A 22,554-nucleotide genomic window follows, 5' to 3' on the forward strand; every position below is an offset into this window, starting at 1 on the left:
AATAATGGAACAGTGTGAGTCGACATTCATTGCGATAGTGCCCCTGACCTTACAAGATGGGTCCGACAAAGGCGATGACCCTGCAATTCCCATCATCTGTCAATTGTCGACCGAATCCGTCACCGAGGAAGGGTGGTGCTGCTTCGTGCGCGCGTTTCTCCGATATCTCCGGGCCGAGCCACCCCGGCCGGCGTCCTACCGGGCCGCCAACTACGTACCACTGAGGCCCTGGCAGGTCCGCGAGCGCCGGTTCACCCGGCGCGGCCGGCGCGGGGTGGACGCCGTGGAGGTCGCCGAGTTCCTCGACCGGGTCGCCGACGATCTGGCCGGGGTCTACGCGGCGCTGGGCAGCAGCCAACGGGAGACCCAGCGGATCAAGGACGCGCTGAAGAGCTGGCAGTCCCAGCGCGCCCGCGCCGAGCTGGCGGCCCGCCGATGAGCCTTCGCTGGGTGGCGCACCTGCCGTTCACCGCCGCCGACCTGCCGGCCGCCCAGCAGTTCGCCGGCACCCTGGCCCGCTCCCTGAGCTTCCTGTCCGAGGTGGACGCGGGCGAGACCACCGTGTCCGCCGAGGACGCCCAGGGCGTACGCCATCGGGTCTTCTGCGACCTGCCGCTCGATGGTGGCCTGCGGTGTGTGCGGCGCGTGGAGCACGCCGGTGACTGCGCGGCTCGGCGGTGTCGGTGACCGCCGCGCCGGCCGTCGTCACCTGTCCCGACTGTGACGGGATGACCTTCACGCTGGACCCGTGCCAGTGCACCACCTACGGCGACCGGTTCCTCGCCGATGCCGACACGCTCGGGCCGCGCCGGGAGGCGTACCGGCGCTGCGAGCAGTGTCGGGGCGCGGGCAGCGTCGCGTACCCCTGCTATCGCTGCCACCGTCTCGGCCGGCGGCGGGCGCAGCTCGTGGTCACCGTCGCCAACCTGGACACCGGCGCGGTCGTGTCCCACCAGGTCGTTCCCGGCGGCCTCGACCCCCACCGTGACCCGGCGGGCCACTGGGTGGTCGACCTTGCTTCCCGGGTACGCGAACTCGCCGCCAGCGTCGGCGCGGTCGTGGCCGACGCCGACGAGCCGTCGCTGTGGCTGTCGAAGCAGTGGCGACCCGACCTGCCCGCAGCGCAACGGCGCGAGCTGGAGGCCCACACCATCCTGCGGGCCGATCACGCCCCCTGGCGGCTGGTGCTGGGCCGATCCGACGCCGCGCCCACGGTCGACCCGGCCGCCCGGCTGGCCCGGCTCTGCGCGCTGGCCGACCTGCTGCTGCTCGACCTGGTCGTCGAGGCCCGCCGGCAGGGCGCGGGGTTCGGTTGGGTCATCCGGTACGAGTCGCCCGGCTCCCCGGTGCCATCCGGCTTGCCCGGCTGGTGCCGGGGCCTGCCTGACGCGCTGGCCCGCACCGACGTGGCCGACGCGCTCACCAGCCTCGCCGAGCGCGGCCTGGCCGCCCCCGCCCGGCTGCTGCGCCCCGACTCGCCGCGCCCACCCGTCGTACCGGCCGTGGACGTCGACCAGCTCGAACGCCGCGTCCTCGCCGACTGCGTCGACCCGGCCAGCGGCGACGAACTGCCTGGCGCGCAGGCTCTGTGGCGGGACGGCCGGTGGTGGCACACCACCCTGCGCGCCGGCGAGCCGGTGGAGATCCTCGCGGAACAGCCCACCGGCCAGGTGGTCCGCCGGGTGCGGGTGCCACTGACCCGCGGCTGCGAGCCGCCCGACCCGCCCTGGCTGGGTGAGCCCGTCGACTGGCGGCCCTGCCCGGACTGCCGACCCGGCACTCGGCTGCGCGCCTGCGACTGCCGGCTCGGCGGACGTCCCGCCGACTCCGACTGCCCGCACTGCAGCGGTGCGGGCCTGCGCCCGTCGGCGCTGCGCTGCTTCACCTGCGGTGACACGAATCGTCTGCACCGGACCCTGTTGGTCACCGTCACCGACCTGCGGCACCGGGTGGTGCACCTGACCTGGCAGGCCGGCACGCCCGAAGTCGCCCCACTGGTCGCCACCCAGCCCAACGGTCGGCCCGTGGTCCAACTCCCCGACCGCTACCGGCTCGGCTCCTGGGCGGCCGTCCTCGGCGCGCGACCCGAGGACCTCGCCGACGCCGACGGTGGGCACCAGATCGGCAAGGACCTGCGCGACGGCTACGTCACCCTGCCCTGGGCCGGTGCCGACCCGGTGGGGGAGCACGTGCGCAGCGCCGGGCGGGGCACGGCAGCCGGCCGCCTGATCGTGGTGGCGGCGCCTCCCGACGCGCCGCCGCTGCCCGAGCTGCTGCGCCTCGCCCTCGGCCTCGACCTGGCCCTCGTGGTGGGCGTGTGCGACCTGCGGCACCACACCGCTGACCCGATGCTGGCCGACGGCCTGCGCTGGTCGGTCGAGGTGAAGCCGTGTGACGCGCCCGTCCGCCCCGATGACCTGCCCTACCGGCCGAGCCTGGCCGCCGCCCTCGCCTGGTGCGTGGAATGCCTGACCGACGAAGTCGCCGGGGCCGCCCCGACCGACCCGGAGGCGCCCATCCCGGTGCCCTGGTCGGGGCCACGCGACCTCGTCGCCGACCCGGTGGCGGACCTGCTACGCCTCGCCGCCCAGCACGCCGGGCAGGCGGTAACCGTGCGCTTCAACCGCACCGGCTGCGCCGTGCATCGACACGACGACGACGGCGTACGCCTCCTCGCCGAAGCCCCCGACCTGCGCGATCTCCGATCTTGATCTGCGGGGCGCGGGCGGGCGGGCGTTCTACTCCGGGACGCGGCGGTAGGCGCCGTCGCTGGCTGAGGTGGCCATCGAGGCGTACGCGCGCAGCGCCGCCGACACCGGGCGTTGCCGGTCGGTCGGGGTGTACGGCTTGTCGCGCTTCTCCTCGGCCACCCGACGCGCCTCCAGCTCGTCGGACGGCACGTTCAGCTCGATGGTGCGGCCGGGGATGTCGATGACGATCTCGTCGCCGTCCCGGACCAGGGCGATCAGCCCACCGGAGGCCGCCTCGGGGGAGACGTGCCCGATGGAGAGCCCGGAGGTGCCGCCGGAGAAGCGGCCGTCGGTGAGCAGCGCACAGGAGCGGCCCAGCCCACGCCCCTTGAGGAACGACGTGGGGTAGAGCATCTCCTGCATGCCGGGGCCGCCCTTGGGCCCCTCGTACCGGATCACCACCACGTCCCCGGCGACCACCTGCTTGGCGAGGATCGCGGTCACCGCGTCGTCCTGCGACTCGTAGACCTTCGCCGGCCCACGGAAGGTCAGGCAGTCGTCCGGCACGCCGGCGGTCTTCACCACGCTGCCGTCCGGTGCCAGGTTGCCGTGCAGGATGGCCAGCCCGCCGTCGGCGGAGTAGGCGTGCTCGCGGTCCCGGATGCAGCCGCCCGCCGCGTCGGTGTCCAGCGACGACCACCGGTTGGTGGTGGAGAACGGCTCGGTGGTGCGCACCCCGCCCGGGGCGGCGTGGAACAGCTCGACCGCCGTCGGTGTCGGGGATCCGCCGCGCACGTCCCAGTCGGTCAGCCACTGCGCCAGCGAGGGGGAGTGCACGGCGTGCACGTCCCGGTTGAGCTGCCCGCCCCGGTCCAGTTCGCCGAGGATCGCCGGGATTCCGCCGGCCCGGTGCACGTCCTCCATGTGGTAGTTCGGCGAGTTCGGCGCGACCTTGGCCAGGCACGGCACCCGCCGGGAGATCGCGTCGATGTCGGCGACGCCGAAGTCCATCTCCGCCTCGCGGGCTGCGGCGAGCAGGTGCAGCACCGTGTTGGTGGAGCCGCCCATCGCCACGTCCAGGGCGACCGCGTTCTCGAAGGCGGCCTTGGAGGCGACCGTGCGGGGCAGCACCGAGCCGTCGTCGCCGTCGTACCACCGCTTGGAGATCTCCACGACGGTGCGGCCGGCCTCGACGAAGAGGGACCGGCGCGCGGCGTGGGTGGCCAGCGTCGAACCGTTGCCGGGCAGCGCCAGCCCGATCGCCTCGGTGAGGCAGTTCATCGAGTTGGCGGTGAACATGCCGGAGCACGAGCCGCAGGTCGGGCAGGCGGAGCGTTCGATCTCACCGAGCTGCTCGTCGGTGACCGCCTCGTTCGAGGAGGCGATCATCGCGTCGATCAGGTCGATCTTGCTGTGCACGACGCCCTCGATCGCCATCGTCTTGCCGGCCTCCATGGGGCCACCGGAGACGAAGACGGTCGGGATGTTGAGCCGCAACGCGGCCAGCAGCATCCCGGGGGTGATCTTGTCGCAGTTCGAGATGCAGACCAGGGCGTCCGCGCAGTGCGCGTTGACCATGTACTCCACCGCGTCGGCGATCAACTCCCGGCTGGGCAGCGAGTAGAGCATGCCGCCGTGGCCCATCGCGATGCCGTCGTCGACCGCGATGGTGTTGAACTCCCGACCCACCCCGCCGGCCTCGGCGACCGCGTCGGCGACCAGACCACCCATGTCCTTGAGGTGTACGTGACCCGGCACGAACTGGGTGAAACTGTTGGCGATGGCGACAATCGGCTTGCCGAAATCGTCGTCGGTCATCCCGGTGGCCCGCCAGAGGGCCCGGGCGCCGGCCATCGTCCGACCGTGTGTGGAGGTCCTCGACCGCAGCTCAGGCATACGTACCAGCATGACACCGTCGCCGCGCGAACCCGCCCGGGTATACGCCGTGTCCCAACAGATGCACACCCAGCCCCCCACGGCGCGCGTACATCCGGCACTCTTGGGAGCGTGCATCTCCCCCCGGGCATGGTCGCTGTCGCGGCGCTCAGCGGGCTCGTCGCCGCGGTGGCCGCCGTGCTGCTGACCGTGGTCGCCCGGCGGCGCACGGGGCCGCGCCGGCCGGCGCACCTGCTGCTCGCCGCAGCCGCCGGGGGTGCTCTGCTCAGCCTGCTGGGAGGGGTGGTCGCCGCACTCGGCGCGCACGACCACTGGGCCCACCTGCAGGGGCAGCGTACGAGTTGGGCGACCGTGGTGGCGATCGGCACGGCGGTGAGCGGGCTGGCCTTCGCCGCCGGTCTGCTCCGGCTGCCCGGGGTGGCCGCCACCGCGGCGGGGACGGCCCGGCTCGCCCTGGACGGGTTGGTCATGGCGGCCGCGCTGTGGTTCGTCGGCTGGGTGCTCTTCTCCGAACCCACCCGGCTGCTCGGTGCCGCGACCCCGGTGGCCTGCCCCGCGATCCTGCTGGCCACGGTGAGCGCCGCGCTCGGTGCCGGGCTCGCCGTGATCGTCGTCTTCCGGGCCGCCGCTCCACGTCGACGGCTCGCCGCGCTGGGCGCCGGCATCAGTGCGGTGACCTGCGGTGGCCTGGGTCTCAGCGCCGGGCTCTGCCAGGCCGGGCCGACCATGGCGCTGACCGGTGCGGCGGTGCTCGCCGCTGGCCTGCTGACCGTTGCGCTCGCGGTGCACCGGGCCGACCGGCCAGGCCAGGTCGAGCTGGACCTGATCGGTCGCGACGGCGAGTACGCGATCGCCCCGATGCTGGCGATGGCCGCCTCGGCGATGTACCACCTCGCCCAGGACGGCCGGTTCACCGCAGCGGGCATCGTGGCCGGCAGCGTGGAGGGCTTCGCCCTGGTGGCACGGCAATACCTCACCCTCCGCGACGTCCGGGGGTACGCGGACCGCCTGGCCGAACGGGAGGCGCACTTCCGTGAGCTGGCACACACCGATCCGCTGACGTCGTTGGCCAACCGGCGCGGGCTGCTCCGCACGCTGCAGCAGAGCGCCGCGGCGGGCACCCCGTGTGTGCTGCTCGGTCTCGACCTGGACGGCTTCAAGAACGTCAACGACATGCGCGGCCACGACGTGGGCGACGCCGTGCTGGCCGAGGTGGGCCGGCGGCTGCGGGGCAACCTACGCCCCGGCGACGTGGCCGCCCGGTTGGGCGGCGACGAGTTCGCCGTACTCATGCAGGGCCGGCCGGTCGAGGCGGACCGCGTCGCCGAACGGTTGCTCGGGGTGCTCAACCGGCCGTACGACCAGCAGGAGGGCCCGGTCTTCCTGTCGGTGAGCATCGGGGTGGCCGGGTGGGCCGGCGAGCCGGACGTGGAGCTGCTGCTGCGTCACGCCGACCTGGCCCTGCGCTACGCCAAGCAGCGCGGCAAGAACCGGATCGAACGGTACGACGCCGAGTACGACCAGCTGTTGCGTCGGCGTACGACGCTGGAGCACGAGCTGCGCGGTGCCATCGACCGCGACGAGCTGCGGTTGGCGTTCCAGCCGGTGGCGTCGCTGCCGTCGGTGCGGCCGGTGGGCGCCGAGGCCCTGCTCCGCTGGCATCACCCCGAGCTGGGCAACGTCCGTCCGGATGAGTTCATCCCGCTCGCCGAGGAGTGCGGCATGATCGCCTCGCTCGGCGCCTGGGTGCTGCATCAGGCCTGCTACCAGCTCTCCCGTTGGCTGGCGGACGGGCACGACGTGTGGGTGTCGGTAAACGTCTCACCGCGCGAGCTGCACGCCCCGGCGTACGTGGTCCAGGTCGCCGAGGCGCTGCGCGCCCACCACGTGCCGCCGCAGCGGCTGGTGCTGGAGGTCACCGAGCACGCGGTCGCCACCGACCTGGACGAGCTGATCCGACGGCTGACCGCCCTGCGGTTGACCGGTGTCCGGATCGCGCTGGACGACTTCGGGGCCGGCTACTCGTCGCTGGGGCAGTTGCGCCGGCTGCCGATCGACATTCTGAAGATCGACCACAGCCTGGTCGCCGAGCACGAGCCGGTCCACCCGGTCGGTCAGGACGGCCCGGCGTTCGCGCCGATGGTCGACATCGTGATGCGACTGGGCCACCAGTTGGGGCTTGAGGTGATCGCCGAGGGGGTGACGACCCCGACCGAGCTGGCCGCGGTGGTGGCCGCCGGCTGCCGGTTCGGCCAGGGCGCGCTCTTCGGCTGGGGGGTGCCGGCCGAGCACCTGGAGGCGATGCTGGAGGCGGCCACCTCACCAGGTGCGCGGCCTGCTCCGCTGCCCACGCCGCGCCGGGTTCCGGGCGGATCCGGGCAGCTCAACCCGCCTGCCGATGGCGCGTCGCGGGCCGACGCGCCGACCTCCGCCAACCAACATGTGGGATCAGTTGACTCATCGCGTGAGATGCGTCAGGCTTAGCCGCATGTCGTCGAACCGGTCGCTGCGAGTACTTACCTGAGCGCGCTCTCCCTCATCGAGAGTGCGCTGGCCCCGTGCATCTGCACGAGGGCCGTTTTTATTGCCATCGGAACCTGGCGAGGCGGGCCCGCCCGTGTCGCACCGCTTGACTAGCCATTAGCCACTCCAGCCGAAGGCCAGAACCGCCATGACGAAACCCACGCCCGAGACCCTCGCCCACACCGCCCGCCGAGCCCGCGCGGCCGCCGACCCGGCCGTCGACGTCGACCCCACCGCCGCGCGTAGCGCGGCCACGGCCACCACGGCCACCCCGGCGGTACGGCCCTCCGCTCCGGCCCAGATCTCCGGGGCCGGCTCGCTTGTGCGGTCCCTCGAGGCGCTCGACGTCGACGTCGTCTTCGGCATCCCGGGCGGTGCGATCCTGCCGGCGTACGACCCGCTCTACGACTCCACCGTCCGGCACATCCTGGTGCGGCACGAGCAGGGCGCGGGGCACGCGGCGACCGGGTACGCGCAGGCCACCGGCAAGGTCGGCGTCTGCATGGCCACCTCCGGCCCGGGCGCGACGAACCTCGTCACCCCGATCGCCGACGCGTACATGGACTCGGTGGCGATCGTGGCGATCACCGGCCAGGTGGCCCGCCCGTCGATCGGCACCGACGCCTTCCAGGAGGCGGACATTCAGGGCATCACCCTGCCGATCACCAAGCACAACTTCCTCGTCCAGACCGCCGAGGAGATCCCGCGGGTGCTGGCCGAGGCGTTCCACCTGGCCAGCAGTGGGCGACCCGGCCCGGTCCTGGTCGACATCCCCAAGGACGTGCTCCAGGCACCGACCACCTTCGCCTGGCCGCCCACCCTGGACCTGCCCGGCTACCGGCCCACCCTGCACCCGCACGGCAAGCAGATCCGGGAGGCGGCGCGGCTGATGGCCGCCGCGCGCCGGCCGGTGCTCTACGTGGGTGGCGGGGTGCTCAAGGCCGGGGCCACCGACGGGCTGCGCCGGCTGGCCGAGCTGACCGGCATCCCGGTCGTCACCACGCTGATGGCGCTCGGGGCGTTCCCCGACTCGCACCAGCAGCATCTGGGGATGCCCGGCATGCACGGCACGGTCGCTGCGGTCTACGGCCTGCAGAAGGCGGATCTGATCGTCGCCTTGGGCGCGCGGTTCGACGACCGCGTCACCGGCAAGTTGGACTCGTTCGCCCCGGACGCGACAGTGGTGCACGCGGACATCGACCCCGCCGAGATCGGCAAGAACCGGCACGTCGATGTGCCGATCGTCGGAGACGCCAAGCACGTCATCGACGAGCTGCTCGCGGCGGTGACCGTCGAGCGGTCGGCGGGGCGCACGGCCGACCTGGCCGACTGGTGGACCCAGCTGGATGACCTGCGCAACCGTTACCCGCTGGGCTACGACGAGTCGGGTGACGGCACGCTCTCCCCGCAGTACGTGATCAAGCGCCTTGGCGAGATCGTCGGCCCCGACGCGATCTTCGTGGCCGGGGTGGGCCAGCACCAGATGTGGGCGTCCCAGTTCATCTCCTTCGAGAAGCCGAGCACCTGGTTGAACTCCGGCGGCCTCGGCACGATGGGCTACGCGGTGCCGGCGGCGATGGGCGCCAAGGTCGGCAAGCCGGACACGGTGGTCTGGGCGGTGGACGGTGACGGCTGCTTCCAGATGACCAACCAGGAGCTGGCCACCTGCGCTCTGGAGGGCATCCCCGTCAAGATCGCCGTTATCAACAACGGCAATCTCGGCATGGTCCGGCAGTGGCAGACGCTGTTCTACAACGAGCGTTACTCCAACACCGAGCTCGGCACCCACAAGCACCGCATTCCCGATTTCGTCAAGCTCGCCGAGGCGCTGGGCTGCGTCGGGCTGCGCTGCGAGAACGCGGACGACGTGGACAAGACCATCGCCGCCGCCATGGAGATCAACGACGCTCCGGTGGTGATCGACTTCGTGGTCGGCAAGGACGCGATGGTCTGGCCGATGGTCGCCGCCGGCACCAGCAACGACGAGATCATGTTCGCCCGCGACGTCCGCCCGGACTTCGACGAGGACGACATCTAGTCATGACCGAACGCACCGGGCGCAGCGATGGCAATGAGGGCATGACAATGGAGGCACAGTGACGATGCACACTCTGTCCGTGCTCGTGGAGAACAAGCCCGGCGTACTCGCCCGGGTCTCGGGCCTGTTCTCCCGGCGTGGGTTCAACATTGACAGCCTCGCCGTGGGCGAGACCGAGAACCCGGACGTCTCCCGGATCACCATCGTGGTCAACGCCGAGTCGTCCCCGTTGGAGCAGGTCACCAAGCAGCTGAACAAGCTGGTCAACGTGCTCAAGATCGTTGAGCTGGATCCGCAGGTCTCGGTTGCCCGGGAGTTGCTGCTGGTGAAGGTTCGCGCCGACCGGTCCGCGCGGTCGCAGGTGCTGGAGACCGTCAACCTGTTCCGCGCCCGGGTGATCGACGTCGCACCGGACACGCTGACCATCGAGGCCACCGGCACCCCGGACAAGCTCGACGCGCTGCTGCGCGATCTCGAATCCTTCGGCATCAAGGAAATGGTCCAGTCCGGGCTGGTGGCGATCGGGCGCGGCTCGCGTTCGATCACCGCCGGTCCCGCGCTACGGGCCGCCTGACCGCTGCCGGTCGGCCCTGGCGGGCCGTCCCCGAACCCATCAATACAGACCACGACGGGCCGCCCGGGCCGTCGTACGAAAGGGAAGTTCTCATGAGCGTTGAGGTGTACTACGACGACGATGCCGACCTCGGCCTGATCCAGGCCAAGAAGGTCGCGGTGATCGGCTACGGCAGCCAGGGCCACGCCCACGCGCTGTCGCTGCGTGACTCCGGCGTCGACGTGGTGATCGGTCTGCCGGAGGGCTCGAAGAGCCGTCCCAAGGCCGAGGAGCAGGGCCTGCGGGTGCTCACGCCGGCGCAGGCCGCCGCCGAGGCCGATGTGATCATGGTGCTCGCACCGGACACCGCCCAGCGCGCCCTCTACACCGAGTCGATCGCCCCGCATCTCGCCCCGGGCAAGGCGATCTTCTTCGGCCACGGCTTCAACATCCGGTACGGCCTGATCAAGCCGCCGGCCGAGGTGGACGTGGCGATGGTCGCGCCGAAGGGCCCCGGCCACCTGGTCCGCCGCCAGTACGCCGACGGCAAGGGCGTGCCCTGCCTCGTCGCCGTCGAGCAGGACGCCAGCGGCAACGCGCTCGCGCTCGCCCTCGCGTACGCCAAGGGGATCGGTGGCACCCGTGCCGGCGCGATCAAGACCACCTTCACCGAAGAGACCGAGACTGACCTCTTCGGCGAGCAGGCGGTGCTCTGCGGCGGTGCCGCGGCGCTGGTGCAGACCGGTTTCGAGGTGCTCACCGAGGCGGGCTACGCCCCGGAGGTCGCCTACTTCGAGTGCCTGCACGAGCTGAAGCTGATCGTCGACCTCATGTACGAGGGCGGCATCGCAAAGATGCGCTACAGCATCTCCGACACCGCCGAGTACGGCGACCTCTCCCGTGGCCCGCGCATCATCGACTCCCGGGTCAAGGACGAGATGCGCAAGATCCTGGGCGAGATCCAGTCCGGCGAGTTCGCCCGCGAGTGGGTCGCCGAGGACGAGGCCGGTCGGCCCAACTTCACCAAGTGGCAGGCCGAGGGCGCGGCGCACCCGATCGAGGAGACCGGCAAGAAGCTGCGCGGCATGATGAGCTGGGTCGACCGCCCGATCACCGAGACCGCCTGACCGCCCGGCCCAACCGGACGACATTTCCCGACGGCCCGGGCCGGCGCTCTCCCCAGCGCCGCGCCCGGGCCGTCGGGCATGCCACCTGTCGATGCGCCCGCTGCTCCCGGGCGGATCCTGCCGCGACCGTTTCGGTCCGGTGAACGGCCGATGTCCGCCGTCCCACCCCGCGTGTGAGGGCACTCACCCCGCAGACCGGAACACGCCGACCAACGAGGCCCCTACGATCGCGGGTAGGTGCGCAGCCGGCACCTGACGGCCACGGCACGGATCAGCGCGGGGCGCAGTGCGGCGCCCCGTCGGCCGGGCCGATCGCATACACGACCTCTACGAGGACCGATGAATCCTGTCGTACTGATCGCCGAAGAACTCGCCCCCGCCGCCATCGAGGTGCTCGCCCACGACTTCGACGTCCGTCACGTCGACGGCACCGACCGTCCGGCCCTGCTCTCGGCGCTCTCCGAGGCTGACGCCGTCATCGTGCGCAGCGCGACCCAGATCGACGCCGAGGCGGTCGCCGCCGCGCCGCGACTCAAGGTCATCGCTCGGGCTGGCGTCGGGCTGGACAACGTCGAGGTGCCGGCCGCCACCGCGCGGGGCGTGATGGTCGTCAACGCGCCCACCTCCAACATCGTCTCCGCCGCCGAGCAGGCCGTCGCGCTGCTGCTCGCCGTTGCCCGCAACACCGCGAGCGCCAGTTCCGCGCTGAAGGCGGGGGAGTGGAAGCGGTCGAAGTACACCGGCGTCGAGGTGCAGGGCAAAACCGTCGGCGTGGTCGGGCTCGGTCGGATCGGGGTGCTCTTCGCGTCTCGCATCGCCGCGTTCGGCACCCGGCTGATCGCGTACGACCCGTACATCCAGCCGGCTCGTGCGGCGCAGCTCGGCGTCCGCCTGGTAGGGCTCGAAGAGCTGCTGCGGGAGAGCGACTTCATCTCCATCCACCTGCCCAAGACGCCGGAGACGGTGGGCCTGATCGGTGAGAAGGAGCTGGCGATCGTCAAGCCCGGCGTTCGCATCGTCAACGCCGCCCGTGGTGGGCTGGTCGACGAGCAGGCGCTCGCGAACGCGATCGCCGAGGGTCGGGTCGCCGGCGCCGGTGTCGACGTGTACAGCAAGGAGCCGTGCACCTCGTCCCCGCTGTTCGCCTTCGACAACGTGGTGGCCACCCCGCACCTGGGTGCCTCCACCCACGAGGCGCAGGACAAGGCCGGTCTCGCCGTGGCCAGGAGCGTCAAGCTCGCGTTGCAGGGCGAGTTCGTCCCGGACGCGGTCAACGTGCAGGCCGGCGGTGTGGTCGCCGAGGACGTCCGGCCGCTGCTGCCGCTGGCGGAGAAGCTCGGCCGGGCGTTCACCGCGGTCGCCGGCGGGATCGCCGCCAGCGTCACGGTCGAGGTACGCGGCGAGATCGTCAGCCACGACGTGTCGGTGCTCAAGCTCGCCGCCACCAAGGGCCTGTTCAGCTCGGTGGTCGAGGAACAGGTCACCTACGTCAACGCTCCGCACCTGGCCGCCGAGCGTGGCGTCGAGGTCACCCTGGCCACCGTGGCCGAGACGGCCGAGCAGCCCACCCTGGTCACGGTGCGCGGCGCGCTGCCGGACGGCCGCACGGTCAGCGTCTCCGGCACGGTCACCCACTCCGGCGCTCGGGACGTTCTCAAGCTGACCGAGGTGGACGGCTTCGATGTGGAGATCGGCGCCGAGGGCATCCTGCTCTTCCTGCGCTACGCCGACCGGCCCGGCGTCGTCGGCACGGTTGGCACCCTGCTCGGCGAGTCGGGCATCAACATCGCCGCCATGCAGGTGGCTCGGCGTGAGGCGGGCGGCGAGACGCTGATGACGCTCACCGTCGACCAGGCGCTCGGCGCCGACCTGCTCACCTCGGCCGCCGACTCGATCGGCGCCACGGCGGCCAGCGCCGCAGACCTGCGCGACGAGTAGTCAACGGCAAGCACCATGGGGGCCCGGCGATCCGCTGGGCCCCTTGTCGTACCCCGGGGGTGGGGGTTGACCCGAGCCTGGTCGGGTCAGCCGGGCAGTCGGGCCGGGGGTGGGTAGACCGAGCCGTCCTGCGGGTCGAAGAGCATCAGCCCGTGCTCGCCGGCCAGCCGCTCGATGTCCAGCAGCACCTGGTCCGCGCAGGTCGGGTGCAGGTTCAGCTCGACATGGTCGTGGGCGGCGTGCAGTGGCGCCACCGCCCACGGGCTGTCCAGGCCGGGGTGACGGTCCGGATAGGAGGCAGTGATCGCCCGGTAAAAGCTGACCACCCGCGGGTCCGGGTAACGGTCCACGTGTCGCCCCTGCCGGCAACCGTTGACCGCTGTCCGCACGTCCTCGGGCGTCGCCCCGTCCTCCAGGGCCCACACGCTCAGATCGAAACTCACGGCGGATAGCGTGCCATCCGTCGTTCACCATGTCGAAACTGCCTCGCCACCGGTCAACCGCTGATTTTCGCATTCTCCGGTGACAACGGTCCGCTGTGGAGACTCTTGCGTAGAGTTGCGTCGATTCGCTAGCGTACGCACTGCGGTCACTGGCCGAGTTCGAGGCGCCGGCCCGTCTTCGGGTGGCGCGGTCGACGTCCGGCCCGACCGGTCCGCACCCCTCGGTTGTGCGAGCCACGCGCACTCGTCGCTGACCGGCCCCCACGGTCGTTGCCGAGACTGTGGGGGCCGATCGCATGCCCGACCGTCTCCCGCGGCGATTCGCCCCTCGGCCGCCCTCGGTCGGCCGACGGGCTCGGTGCGTTGACGTTCCGCTCAGCGCCGGTGTGCGAAGAGCGCGCGATAGTCGGAGTTGCCCCGGAACCAGGCCAGGCCGGTGGGTCCGGCGGCGTACAGCGCGGTGGCGTAACCGTCCGCGATCGTGAGGTCGGGGCCCACGACGGTGGCGGCGACGAGGTGGTCGGCCGGCTCGCCGGTGTGCGGGTCCACCACGTGCCCCTGCCGCCCGGTCACCCCGGAGGTGCCGACCGCGCCAGCGGTCATCTCCAGCACCATCGGCGCACGCTCCGGTGCGGTCGGGTGGTGCACCGCGACCCGCCAAGGTCCACCGTGTGGCGCGTGGCCACGGACGACGAGGTCGGCGCCGGTGAGCACGGCGTAGTCGTGGATGCCGGCGGCACGAAGCCTCTCGGCGGCGCGTTCCACCGCCCAGCCGCCGAGCAGACCACCCGGGTCGAAGCCGCCGGGCACCGCCCAGGCGTCGAACCACCCGTCGGTAGCGGCGCGCATGGCCGCGCAGCGGTCCACCAGGTCGGCGAGCGGCGGGTACGAGTCGGGGCTGATCTCGCCCCGACGCAGCCGGGAGACGAGGCTCTCCGGCCGGTTGGGGCCGTAGGTGAGGTCGATGGCTCGCAGCTCCGCGACGCTGTCCCGCAGTGCCTCGCCCACGCCCCGGCGCCCGAGCCACTCGGGTGCGTTGAGCAGGAGGGTGTACTCGGCGGTCGCGGTGTGTACGGTGTGCTGCACCGCGATCCGGCCCTCGGTGGCGGCGGCCGGGTCGATTCGGTGGCGGCGGCTGCCGAGTCGAAGGTCCGGCCGGCGGTTGCGAAACGCGGACGGGTCCGGCCAGCGGGTCCGCGGCTGCTCGTCGATGCGCACAGCATCTGCCCCCTCGCGCTTGGCGTCGCGTCGTCGCGACCCCGGTCAGCGGGCCCCCTGACCCACTGACCACCACGGTAGGCAGCGGAGATGACCGCCCCATGAGTCTCAGCTGAGAGGATGCTGTGCATCCGCGTTTCCCAAATATCGGAAGCCGCGTACCGGGAGACGGGACGGCGACGTACCGTTGCCCGGACGGAACCGTTGAACAGAGGAGTGCGGTCGTGGCGCGGATCGCAATGGTGGCCGGGGACGGCATCGGGCCCGAGGTGGTCGCGCAGGCCCGCAAGGTCCTCGACGCGGTGCTGCCCGACGTGCAGGCCACCGAGTACGACCTCGGCGCCGCCCGCTGGCACCGTACCGGAGAGGTGCTGCCCGACTCGGTGCTGGCCGAGCTGGCCGGGCACGACGCGATCCTGCTCGGCGCGGTCGGTGACCCGACGGTCCCGCCGGGTGTGCTCGAGCGTGGACTGCTGCTCAAGCTTCGGTTCGCCTTCGACCAGTACGTCAACCTGCGCCCGTCCCGGCTCTGGCCCGGGGTCGCCGGCCCGCTGGGCAACGTGAAGCCGGGCGAGGTCGACCTCGTGGTGGTGCGCGAGGGCACCGAAGGTCTCTACGCCGGGGCCGGTGGTTCGCTGCACCGGGACACCCCCGCCGAGGTCGCCACCGAGGAGAGCCTGAACACCCGGCACGGCGTGGAACGGGTGATCCGCGACGCGTTCGCCCGCGCCGGCCGCCGCGAGCGGCGCAAGGTCACCCTGGTGCACAAGACCAACGTGCTCACCCACGCCGGTTCGCTCTGGGCGCGCACCTTCGACGCGGTCGCCGCCGAGCACCCGGACATCGCCACCGAGTACCAGCACGTCGACGCGGCGGCCATGTTCCTGGTCACCCAGCCGCAGCGCTACGACGTGGTGGTCACCGACAACCTCTTCGGCGACATCCTCACCGACATCGCCGCCGCCGTCACCGGCGGGATCGGGTTGGCGGCCAGTGGCTGCATCAACCCCGAGGGCGCGTACCCGTCGATGTTCGAGCCGGTGCACGGTTCGGCGCCGGACATTGCCGGGCAGGGCATCGCCGACCCGGTCGCCGCGGTGCTCTCCGCGGCGCTGCTGCTGGAGCAGCTCGGGCACGCCGAGTCCGCGGCCCGGGTCAACGCGGCGGTCGCCGCCGAGCTGGCCAGCCGGACTCCAGGCGTAACGCTGCGTACCGAAGAGGTCGGCGACCGGCTCGCCGCCCACGCCGTAGCCTGACTGCCCCCGACCCGACCGGTGCCTGGCCCCGTGTCGGCCTGGCCCGGCGACTTGTCGCGGCCGACCGGCGCTACCCGCTGAACGACCGTTCGGGGTAAGTTTCTGGGCACAGCCATGTCGGTGTGCGGTCCCGCATGCCGTTGTCCCGCAGGGAGGTCAGCGCGATGAGCGGTGGTGACAAGCTCGACTTCGAGATCCGTCCGAATCCCGCGCCGGTATCCGCCGCCGATCGGGCCGCCCTGCTGGCCAACCCCGGGTTCGGCCGCGTCTTCACCGACCACATGATCACCGTCCGCTACGCCGACGGCAAGGGTTGGTACGACGCCCGGGTCGAGGCACGCGCCCCGATCCCGATGGACCCGGCCAGCGCGGTGCTGCACTACGCGCAGGAGATCTTCGAAGGGCTGAAGGCATACGGGACTGCCGACGGCGGCGTGACGATGTTCCGGCCGGACGCCAACGCTGCCCGCTTCGCCACGTCGGCGCAGCGGATGGCGATGCCGGTGCTGGCGCCCGAGGTGTTCATCGACTCGCTGCACAAGCTCATCGAGATCGACCGGGAGTGGATTCCCGCTGGCGAGGACGGCAGCCTCTACCTGCGGCCGTTCATGTTCGCCAATGAGGTCTTCCTCGGCGTCCGCCCGGCCAACGAGTACCTCTACATGGTGATCGCCTCACCGGTCGGGGCGTACTTCACCGGTGGGGTCAAGCCGGTCACCGTCTGGGTCTCTCCGGACTACACCCGGGCCGCGCCCGGCGGCACCGGCGCGGCCAAGTGCGGCGGCAACTACGCCGCGTCGCTGGCCGCCCAGGCGGAGGCCATCAAGGCCGGCTGCGACCAGGTCGTCTTCCTGGACGCGGTGGAGCGCCGGTTCGTCGACGAGTTGGGCGGCATGAACGTCTTCTTCGTCTACGACGACGATACGGTGGTCACCCCGCCGCTGACCGGCACGATCCTGCCGGGCATCACCCGCGACGCCATCCTCACGCTGGCCGGGGCCGCCGGGCACCAGGTCGAGGAGCGGCCGGTCACCTTCGCCGACTGGCAGGCCGACGCTGCCAGCGGTCGCCTGCGCGAGGTGTTCGCCTGCGGCACCGCCGCGGTGGTCACCCCGATCGGCGGCGTCAAGTTCCCGGACGGCGAGTTTCTGATCGGCGGCGGCGAGCCCGGCCGGGTCACCATGGCACTGCGCCAACAGTTGGTCGACATCCAACGTGGCAAGGCGCCCGACCCACAAAACTGGGTCCACCAAGTCCTCTAACCCCCACCCACCCCTCCCTCCCTCCCACCCCCCTCGCCGTCGATCTAGGGCATATCGTCGTGGATGGAGATCTACTGGCAGCGATATGCCCTAGATCGACGAGGTTAGGTGAGGCGGAGGTCAGGTGAGACAGGTTAGGTGAGTAGGTGGTTGCGGAGGGCGGCGAGTTGCTCGTCCGTTACTCCGGCGTGGCGTAGGTACGCCTCGATCGAGCCGTGGCCCTCGCGTAGCTCGGCGAGGAAGATCTGCATCGCTTCGGCGGGTGAGGCCAGGAACGGTGCCGGCACGTCCACCACGCCCACGGTGGTGGCGACCAGCCAGGCACTGAACCGGGCCGACGCCTCGCTGCTCAGCGCGTAGTCCGCGACGATGTCCGCGTCGTCGACGCCGAGCGCGGAGAGGGTCAGCGCGCAGACGATGCCGGTGCGGTCCTTGCCGGCGACGCAGTGCACCACCACCGGGGCGTTGGCGGAGTCGGCGATCAGCCCGACCGCCTCGGCCAGCCCGGCGGTGCCGGTCTGTGCCAGGTCGGCGTAACGGTCCGCGAGGTATCGGGCCAGGCTGGTGCCCTCCTCGTGCGGGGTACCCGACCAGTCGTCGTGCTCCGGGTGGATGTGCCGGTAGGTCAGCCCCTGGTACGCCGGCACCCGACCGTCCCGCTCCACCTCCGTGGGGCGGCGCAGGTCGATGACGGTGCGGATCCCGATTGCGGCGAACGCATCCTGGTCCTGCTCGGTGAGGCGGTGCAGCGAGTCGGAGCGGTAGAGCCGGCCATGGCGTACGGAACGGTCGCCGTGACCGAGGTAGCCACCGACGTCGCGGAAGTTGAAGGTGGCGGGCAGCGAGAGCTGGCGGTTGTCGTCGATGGCGTCCACGCTGACACGGTAACGGCCGGCGGGGCCAGGCCCCACCGGCCGTCGGGCCGAACAGTCACCGTGCCGTGCCGGGCGGGAGCGCGCCGTACGTCTCGTCGTAGTAGCCGCCCAGCTGATCCCGGTAGCTCGGGTCGCTGTGGCTGGTCTCGTCGTACTCGGGGGCGGCCTTGATCTGGTCCCGGGTCCGGTCGACGGAAACGGTTCGCTGGTCGTGGTCGACAAGGTTGACGGTGCCGGCCGGCAGCATCACCTTCTTGCCGAAGATCCACGGGCCGGTGTCCACGACCAGGTAGCTGCTGTCCACCTCGTGGCTGGCGCTGTCGATCTTGCCGATTCCACCGTCGGTGGCCTCGACCTTGTAGCCGACCAGGTCAGCGTCGGCCACCCCGGCGTGGTCCCGGTAGCGCCAGGGGTCGAACATGCCGGCGGGCGCACCGCCGGGCACGGTGCCCTGGTCACCGCCGCGCAGCGGGTCCGGCCCGGCGTGGGTGGCGTGCGGATCGATCCTGTCCATGCCGTTCACTCCTGACTGTCGCCGATCGTCTCGGCGTCGGTGGGTGCGTCGTCCCCGCAGGTGCTACCCGGCGGTCGGGGGCCGGAAACGGCGGCGGGCCGACGCCGCGAGCTGCGGCATGGGCCCGTCGGGGCGTACGGGGCTCAGGCCAGTGCGGCGGCCTCGGCGTCCAGGGTGACCGCCGCGGCGTGCACCACGGCGGAGACCCGCAGGGCCTCGTGCATCTGCTCCCGGGTGAAGCCGCTGCCGTGCAGCGCCTTCTCGCGCGACTCCAGCACACTCCGGGGCCGGTGATCGCCGACAGCCGACACGGCGAGGCACCCTCTGTTACCGTCCCGGTATGTGGATTGTTCCTCCCAAATTCCGGGGAAGGGTGAAAGAGTGGCGATCGTGACCAGCACCGCCCTGATTATTGTGACCTAGCGCGCCGGCCCCTCCGCCGAGCGCGCAGACCTCCCGCATCCGCGGGAGGTCTTTTTGTTGCTCCGAGAAAGGATCCTGATGACGTTCCAGGTCTACGACACGACGTTGCGCGACGGCGCTCAGCGCGAGGGGCTCACCTACTCGGTGGTCGACAAGCTGGCGGTGGCCCGGCTGCTCGACGAGTTCGGCGTCGGCTTCATCGAGGGCGGCTGGCCGGGTGCGGTGCCCAAGGACACCGAGTTCTTCCGCCGGGCGCGAACCGAACTGGACCTGCGGCACGCCGTACTGGTGGCGTTCGGCTCCACCCGCAAGGCCGGTGTCGCGGTCGCCGACGACCCCCAGGTGCGCGCCCTGCTGGACGCGCAGACCCCGGCGGTGGCGCTGGTCGCCAAGGCCGACACCCGGCACGTCGAGCGCGCGCTGCGCACCACCGGCGCGGAGAACCTCGCGATGATCCACGACACCGTCAGCCACCTCGTCGGGGAGGGCCGACGGGTCTTCGTCGACGGCGAGCACTTCTTCGACGGCTATCGGCACGACCCCGCGTACGGCGCGACCGTGGTGCAGACCGCGTTGGCCGCCGGCGCTGAGCGGATGGTGCTCTGCGACACCAACGGGGGCATGCTGCCGTCCCAGGTGGGCGCCGTGATCGTCGATCTGACCGACAGGCTGGGGATCGACGCCGGGCTGCTCGGCATGCACGCCCAGAACGACACCGCCTGCGCGGTGGCCAACACGATCGCCGCCGTGGAGGCGGGCGTCCGCCACGTCCAGGGCACCGCCAACGGGTACGGCGAACGCCCGGGCAACGCCGACATCTTCGCGGTCGTCGCCAACCTTCAACTCAAGCTGGGCATGCCCGTCCTACCGGAGGGCTGCCTGGCGCAGATGGTGCGGGTCTCGCACGCCATCGCCGAGATCGCCAACATCGCCCCCGACACCCACCAGGCGTACGCCGGGGCCGCCGCCTTCGCTCACAAGGCAGGGCTGCACGCGAGTGCGATCAAGGTTGACCCGTTGCTCTACAACCACGTGGACCCGTCGGTGGTGGGCAACGACATGCGGATCCTGATCACCGAGATGGCCGGCCGGGCCAGCGTCGAGCTCAAGAGCCGCGAGCTCGGTCTGGACCTGGCCGGCAGTCCGGAGGCGCTGACCCGGGTCACCAAGCGGGTCAAGGAGTTGGAGGCGGGCGGCTGGTCCTTCGAGGCCGCCGACGCCTCCTTCGAGCTGCTGGTCCGCTCCGAACTGCCAGAGGGTGGCCCGGCCCGACCGTTCACTCTGGAGTCGTACCGGGTGTTGGTCGAGCACCGCGAGGACGGCGCGGTGGTCTCCGAGGCGACCGTCAAGATCCGGGTTCGCGGTGAGCGGGTGATCGCCACCGCCGAGGGCAACGGCCCGGTCAACGCGCTCGACGAGGCGCTGCGGGTGGGGCTGGCCCGGCACTACCCCCAGCTGCGCGACTTCGAGCTGGCCGACTACAAGGTGCGCATCCTGGAGGGCAGCCACGGCACCGGCGCGGTGACCCGGGTGCTGCTGGAGACCGCCGACGGCGTCGGCCGGGACTGGACCACCGTGGGCGTGCATCCCAACGTGGTCGAAGCCAGCTGGCACGCCCTGGTCGACGCCCTCACCTACGGCCTGGCCCCCACCCCCGTCTAACTAGGAAGTAGACCGACTTCCTCGCCGTCTAGGGCCGCTTCGCGAAGCGAAGCAGCAAGGACCAACCCCGCCCCCGCCTTCGCGATCTTGCACTTTGCGCCCTCGGTATACGGCCTTCACCCCTTATGCCGGGACAGTAAGTGCAAGACGGCGGGGATGGGGGAGGGGGAGAGGGGAGGGAGAGGGAGAGGGAGCGGTGGGTTACGGGGTGGGGAGGGTTAGGGTGGCTAGGACGGGACGGTGGTCGCTGCCGGGTAGGGCGAACACCCTTACCGAGCGGGCCGCGATGCGCCGGTCGACCAGTACGTGGTCGATGGTGACCGGTGGGATGAGGTCGCCGTCATACGGACCCCAGGTGCCGGTCAAGCCCTTGCCGGTGGCGTCGGCGGCGTCGACGTAACCGGTGCGCAGCAGGGCACGCAGAGGGCTGTGGTCGAGGGTGGCGTTGAAGTCTCCGGCGAGGATCTGCAGGCTACCGTTCGGGGTGGCCGGTGGTTGGGCGGCCAGGTCGGTACGCCAGGCGCCGACCTGGTCCAGCGCATACGGCGCCGAGGGGTGGGCCGACTCGACACGGACCGGAGGCCCGCCGGGGACGGCTACCGTCCCGTACGCCTGGGTGAAGCCCCACCCGTTGAGGTTGCGCCGGACGCCGACGTCGGTGACCGGCCACCGCGAGTAGAGCCCCGAGCCGGGTGTGCCGATCTCTGCGTTCAGCTGCCGGTGCGGCAGCAGCCGGTCGAGGCCGAGCTGATCCAGGGCGGCCTGCGCGTCCGGCGTGAACTCCTGCACGGTGAGCACGTCCACCTCGTACCGCCGGACCAGCTCGACCAACGTCCGCGCGTCGCCGGAGCCGGCGAGCAGGTTGGCGGTGAGCAGCCGCACGGTCGGCCCGGCGGTCGCCGGCTGCGAGGCGGCCAGCGCCCGGGGTGCGACGGCGCCGAGCAGCGCCACCGCCGCCAGGGCCGCGACCGCCGCCGGCCGCCAGCGCCGCAGGGCGAGTGTGAGGGCCAGGGCCAGCACGCTGAAGCCCGCGACGTACGGCGTGAAGGCGAGCGCCTGCACCAGCGGCCCCCGGTCCAGGCTGGCCTGCCGGACGGCGGCCCAGGCGGCCGCTGGGACGACCACCAACCAGCAGAGCACCGTGCCGAGCCGGGCGGTGCGGCGTCCGGTCGGAGCGGGCGGCGCAGGCGCGGGCGGCGCGTCGACGATCACAGCGATCAGCTTAGCGGAGTTCGTCGCGCCATTTTATGAATGGCGATGCGCTCACATTTCACAATTATCTGACGGCTGACCGACAGGCCGCCAAAGCGAGATCAACTATTGACGCTCGGCTTTCTCCGATGCTACGTTTCCACCTGCCTAAACGACGCAACTCTGAGCAGTAAGCCCAGCTCAGGCCGGATCTAGATTGTTAAGAAATCAACCTCACCAGGTGCGCGTGGGAATGCTTCTTCCGGTCTCATTGTCGTCGTCCATCTATTTATAGGCAGTCATCCGTCCCGCCCCGCGGGTCGGCCGAATTCCGCACGGTCACACAAGGGGGACCTGTCATGAAAACATCATTCCGACGCAAGGTGGCAGCGATTTCGTTCGCCGTTCTGGCGCTCAGCCTGGCGGGTGGGGGCATCGCCGTCGCACAGCCGTCGGCGAAGGCGCCGCAGGAGGCCGTCCAGCCTGTGGTCCGCGGCACGAACGCCCAGCCGCCGGTCACGGCCGAGTCGGCACGCATGGCGAAGGCCGCGCTGAAGGCCAACTCGACGCTCGTCGCCAGCACCAGCATCGTCGCCGTCAACGCCAACGGCATCAAGGCGCGTGGCGTCGGCACCGTGATCAAGTACGGTGTCGGCCAGTACGAGGTCCAGTTCGGTCAGAACGTCACGACCGGTGTCTACGTGGCCACCGTCGGCCGCGGTGACTCCTGCTGTGTCCCGCCGGCCGGCGAGATCTCGGTGGCGCCCCGGCTGAGCACGCCGAACGCGGTCTTCGTCCAGACCCGCAACTCGGCCGGCACCCCGGCCGACCTGGGCTTCCACCTGGTCGTCCACCTCCCCTGACCGGCTCGACGTCCGGCCCCCGCGCCTCGTGCGCGGGGGCCGACGCCGGTCCGGCTGTCGCCGCCCGGGACTCTGGCCGAAC

At 71.5% G+C, this 22,554-nt stretch carries 19 protein-coding genes; 12 read left to right on the forward strand and 7 right to left on the reverse strand.

Annotated features, from left to right (window positions below):
* The first annotated feature begins 145 nt into the window (after positions 1 to 145).
* The 3 genes from OG811_RS17055 to OG811_RS17065 are packed head-to-tail and all read left to right on the forward strand — an operon-like array spanning position 146 to position 2,711.
* Positions 146 to 439 (forward strand): DivIVA domain-containing protein, encoded by a 294-nt coding sequence (locus OG811_RS17055; protein WP_406075768.1) that lies wholly within the window; start codon positions 146 to 148, stop codon positions 437 to 439.
* Positions 436 to 687, forward strand: a complete 252-nt coding sequence (locus OG811_RS17060; protein ID WP_406067037.1) for a hypothetical protein — start codon at positions 436 to 438, stop codon at positions 685 to 687. Before OG811_RS17055 ends, OG811_RS17060 begins: the two co-directional genes overlap by 4 nt.
* 41 nt (positions 688 to 728) lie before the next feature.
* Positions 729 to 2,711, forward strand: a complete 1,983-nt coding sequence (locus OG811_RS17065) for a hypothetical protein (RefSeq protein ID WP_406067038.1) — start codon at positions 729 to 731, stop codon at positions 2,709 to 2,711.
* A 27-nt stretch (positions 2,712 to 2,738) separates the two neighbouring features.
* On the opposite strand, the gene ilvD is transcribed toward OG811_RS17065, so the two are convergent.
* Entirely contained in the window at positions 2,739 to 4,586 is a 1,848-nt protein-coding gene (gene ilvD / locus OG811_RS17070) for a dihydroxy-acid dehydratase (protein WP_406067039.1), read from the reverse strand.
* Positions 4,587 to 4,715: 129 nt separating this feature from the next.
* Between ilvD and OG811_RS17075 the strand changes: the two genes are divergently transcribed.
* The 5 genes from OG811_RS17075 (at position 4,716) to serA (ending at position 12,765) form a co-directional block, all read left to right on the forward strand.
* On the forward strand, positions 4,716 to 7,070 hold the full coding sequence (locus OG811_RS17075; protein ID WP_406075770.1) for a putative bifunctional diguanylate cyclase/phosphodiesterase: 2,355 nt from the start codon (positions 4,716 to 4,718) through the stop codon (positions 7,068 to 7,070).
* A gap of 187 nt (positions 7,071 to 7,257) precedes the next feature.
* Positions 7,258 to 9,147 (forward strand): acetolactate synthase large subunit, encoded by a 1,890-nt coding sequence (locus tag OG811_RS17080; RefSeq protein ID WP_406067040.1) that lies wholly within the window; start codon positions 7,258 to 7,260, stop codon positions 9,145 to 9,147.
* Positions 9,148 to 9,205: 58 nt separating this feature from the next.
* The gene (gene ilvN / locus OG811_RS17085; protein WP_406067041.1) at positions 9,206 to 9,721 is read left to right on the forward strand and encodes an acetolactate synthase small subunit; all 516 of its coding nucleotides are present in this window, start codon (positions 9,206 to 9,208) and stop codon (positions 9,719 to 9,721) included.
* 92 nt (positions 9,722 to 9,813) lie between these two features.
* Positions 9,814 to 10,827 (forward strand): ketol-acid reductoisomerase, encoded by a 1,014-nt coding sequence (ilvC, locus tag OG811_RS17090; protein WP_406067042.1) that lies wholly within the window; start codon positions 9,814 to 9,816, stop codon positions 10,825 to 10,827.
* A gap of 339 nt (positions 10,828 to 11,166) precedes the next feature.
* Positions 11,167 to 12,765: a phosphoglycerate dehydrogenase gene (gene serA / locus OG811_RS17095; RefSeq protein ID WP_406067043.1), complete on the forward strand. Its 1,599-nt coding sequence runs from the start codon at positions 11,167 to 11,169 to the stop codon at positions 12,763 to 12,765.
* Between the two features lie 86 nt (positions 12,766 to 12,851).
* On the opposite strand, the gene OG811_RS17100 is transcribed toward serA, so the two are convergent.
* Together OG811_RS17100 and OG811_RS17105 are read right to left on the reverse strand one after the other, a co-directional pair.
* Positions 12,852 to 13,208: a hypothetical protein gene (locus tag OG811_RS17100; protein ID WP_406067044.1), complete on the reverse strand. Its 357-nt coding sequence runs from the start codon at positions 13,206 to 13,208 to the stop codon at positions 12,852 to 12,854.
* A gap of 375 nt (positions 13,209 to 13,583) precedes the next feature.
* Entirely contained in the window at positions 13,584 to 14,426 is an 843-nt protein-coding gene (locus OG811_RS17105; protein WP_406067045.1) for an FAD:protein FMN transferase, read from the reverse strand.
* Positions 14,427 to 14,650: 224 nt separating this feature from the next.
* Here OG811_RS17105 and OG811_RS17110 point away from each other — a divergent pair, with 224 nt between their 5' ends.
* Positions 14,651 to 15,682: a 3-isopropylmalate dehydrogenase gene (locus tag OG811_RS17110; RefSeq protein WP_406067046.1), complete on the forward strand. Its 1,032-nt coding sequence runs from the start codon at positions 14,651 to 14,653 to the stop codon at positions 15,680 to 15,682.
* A 164-nt stretch (positions 15,683 to 15,846) separates the two neighbouring features.
* On the forward strand, positions 15,847 to 16,944 hold the full coding sequence (locus tag OG811_RS17115; RefSeq protein WP_406067047.1) for a branched-chain amino acid aminotransferase: 1,098 nt from the start codon (positions 15,847 to 15,849) through the stop codon (positions 16,942 to 16,944).
* A 134-nt stretch (positions 16,945 to 17,078) separates the two neighbouring features.
* Here OG811_RS17115 and OG811_RS17120 read toward each other — a convergent pair whose 3' ends face one another.
* From OG811_RS17120 to OG811_RS17130, 3 genes are all read right to left on the reverse strand, one after another.
* A complete protein-coding gene (locus OG811_RS17120; protein ID WP_406067048.1) occupies positions 17,079 to 17,819 on the reverse strand; it encodes a tyrosine-protein phosphatase in 741 nt (246 codons plus the stop codon).
* Positions 17,820 to 17,874: 55 nt separating this feature from the next.
* Entirely contained in the window at positions 17,875 to 18,333 is a 459-nt protein-coding gene (locus OG811_RS17125) for a PRC-barrel domain containing protein (protein WP_406067049.1), read from the reverse strand.
* Positions 18,334 to 18,476: 143 nt separating this feature from the next.
* Positions 18,477 to 18,644 (reverse strand): hypothetical protein, encoded by a 168-nt coding sequence (locus OG811_RS17130; protein WP_406067050.1) that lies wholly within the window; start codon positions 18,642 to 18,644, stop codon positions 18,477 to 18,479.
* Between the two features lie 190 nt (positions 18,645 to 18,834).
* On the opposite strand from OG811_RS17130, the gene cimA reads away from it, so the two are divergent.
* Positions 18,835 to 20,418, forward strand: coding sequence for a citramalate synthase (gene cimA, locus OG811_RS17135; protein ID WP_406067051.1), 1,584 nt, complete (start codon positions 18,835 to 18,837; stop codon positions 20,416 to 20,418).
* Between the two features lie 201 nt (positions 20,419 to 20,619).
* Here cimA and OG811_RS17140 read toward each other — a convergent pair whose 3' ends face one another.
* Positions 20,620 to 21,627, reverse strand: coding sequence for an endonuclease/exonuclease/phosphatase family protein (locus OG811_RS17140; RefSeq protein ID WP_406075772.1), 1,008 nt, complete (start codon positions 21,625 to 21,627; stop codon positions 20,620 to 20,622).
* Positions 21,628 to 21,968: 341 nt separating this feature from the next.
* Between OG811_RS17140 and OG811_RS17145 the strand changes: the two genes are divergently transcribed.
* Complete coding sequence (locus OG811_RS17145) at positions 21,969 to 22,472, forward strand: hypothetical protein (protein ID WP_406067052.1); 504 nt, start codon at positions 21,969 to 21,971, stop codon at positions 22,470 to 22,472.
* Positions 22,473 to 22,554 lie beyond the last annotated feature (82 nt).

The sequence above is a fragment of the Micromonospora sp. NBC_01638 genome (genome assembly GCF_045209745.1).
GTDB lineage: Bacteria > Actinomycetota > Actinomycetes > Mycobacteriales > Micromonosporaceae > Micromonospora.

Bases quoted from the DNA above. Each gene is read 5' to 3' on its own strand.
- OG811_RS17145 (WP_406067052.1), top strand. From the start codon at position 21,969: ATGAAAACATCATTCCGACGCAAGGTGGCAGCGATTTCGTTCGCCGTT.
- OG811_RS17080 (WP_406067040.1), top strand. From the start codon at position 7,258: ATGACGAAACCCACGCCCGAGACCCTCGCCCACACCGCCCGCCGAGCC.
- OG811_RS17125 (WP_406067049.1), bottom strand. From the start codon at position 18,333: ATGGACAGGATCGATCCGCACGCCACCCACGCCGGGCCGGACCCGCTG.
- OG811_RS17075 (WP_406075770.1), top strand. From the start codon at position 4,716: ATGGTCGCTGTCGCGGCGCTCAGCGGGCTCGTCGCCGCGGTGGCCGCC.
- OG811_RS17065 (WP_406067038.1), top strand. From the start codon at position 729: ATGACCTTCACGCTGGACCCGTGCCAGTGCACCACCTACGGCGACCGG.
- OG811_RS17115 (WP_406067047.1), top strand. From the start codon at position 15,847: ATGAGCGGTGGTGACAAGCTCGACTTCGAGATCCGTCCGAATCCCGCG.
- ilvD (WP_406067039.1), bottom strand. From the start codon at position 4,586: ATGCCTGAGCTGCGGTCGAGGACCTCCACACACGGTCGGACGATGGCC.
- OG811_RS17060 (WP_406067037.1), top strand. From the start codon at position 436: ATGAGCCTTCGCTGGGTGGCGCACCTGCCGTTCACCGCCGCCGACCTG.
- serA (WP_406067043.1), top strand. From the start codon at position 11,167: ATGAATCCTGTCGTACTGATCGCCGAAGAACTCGCCCCCGCCGCCATC.
- cimA (WP_406067051.1), top strand. From the start codon at position 18,835: ATGACGTTCCAGGTCTACGACACGACGTTGCGCGACGGCGCTCAGCGC.
- ilvC (WP_406067042.1), top strand. From the start codon at position 9,814: ATGAGCGTTGAGGTGTACTACGACGACGATGCCGACCTCGGCCTGATC.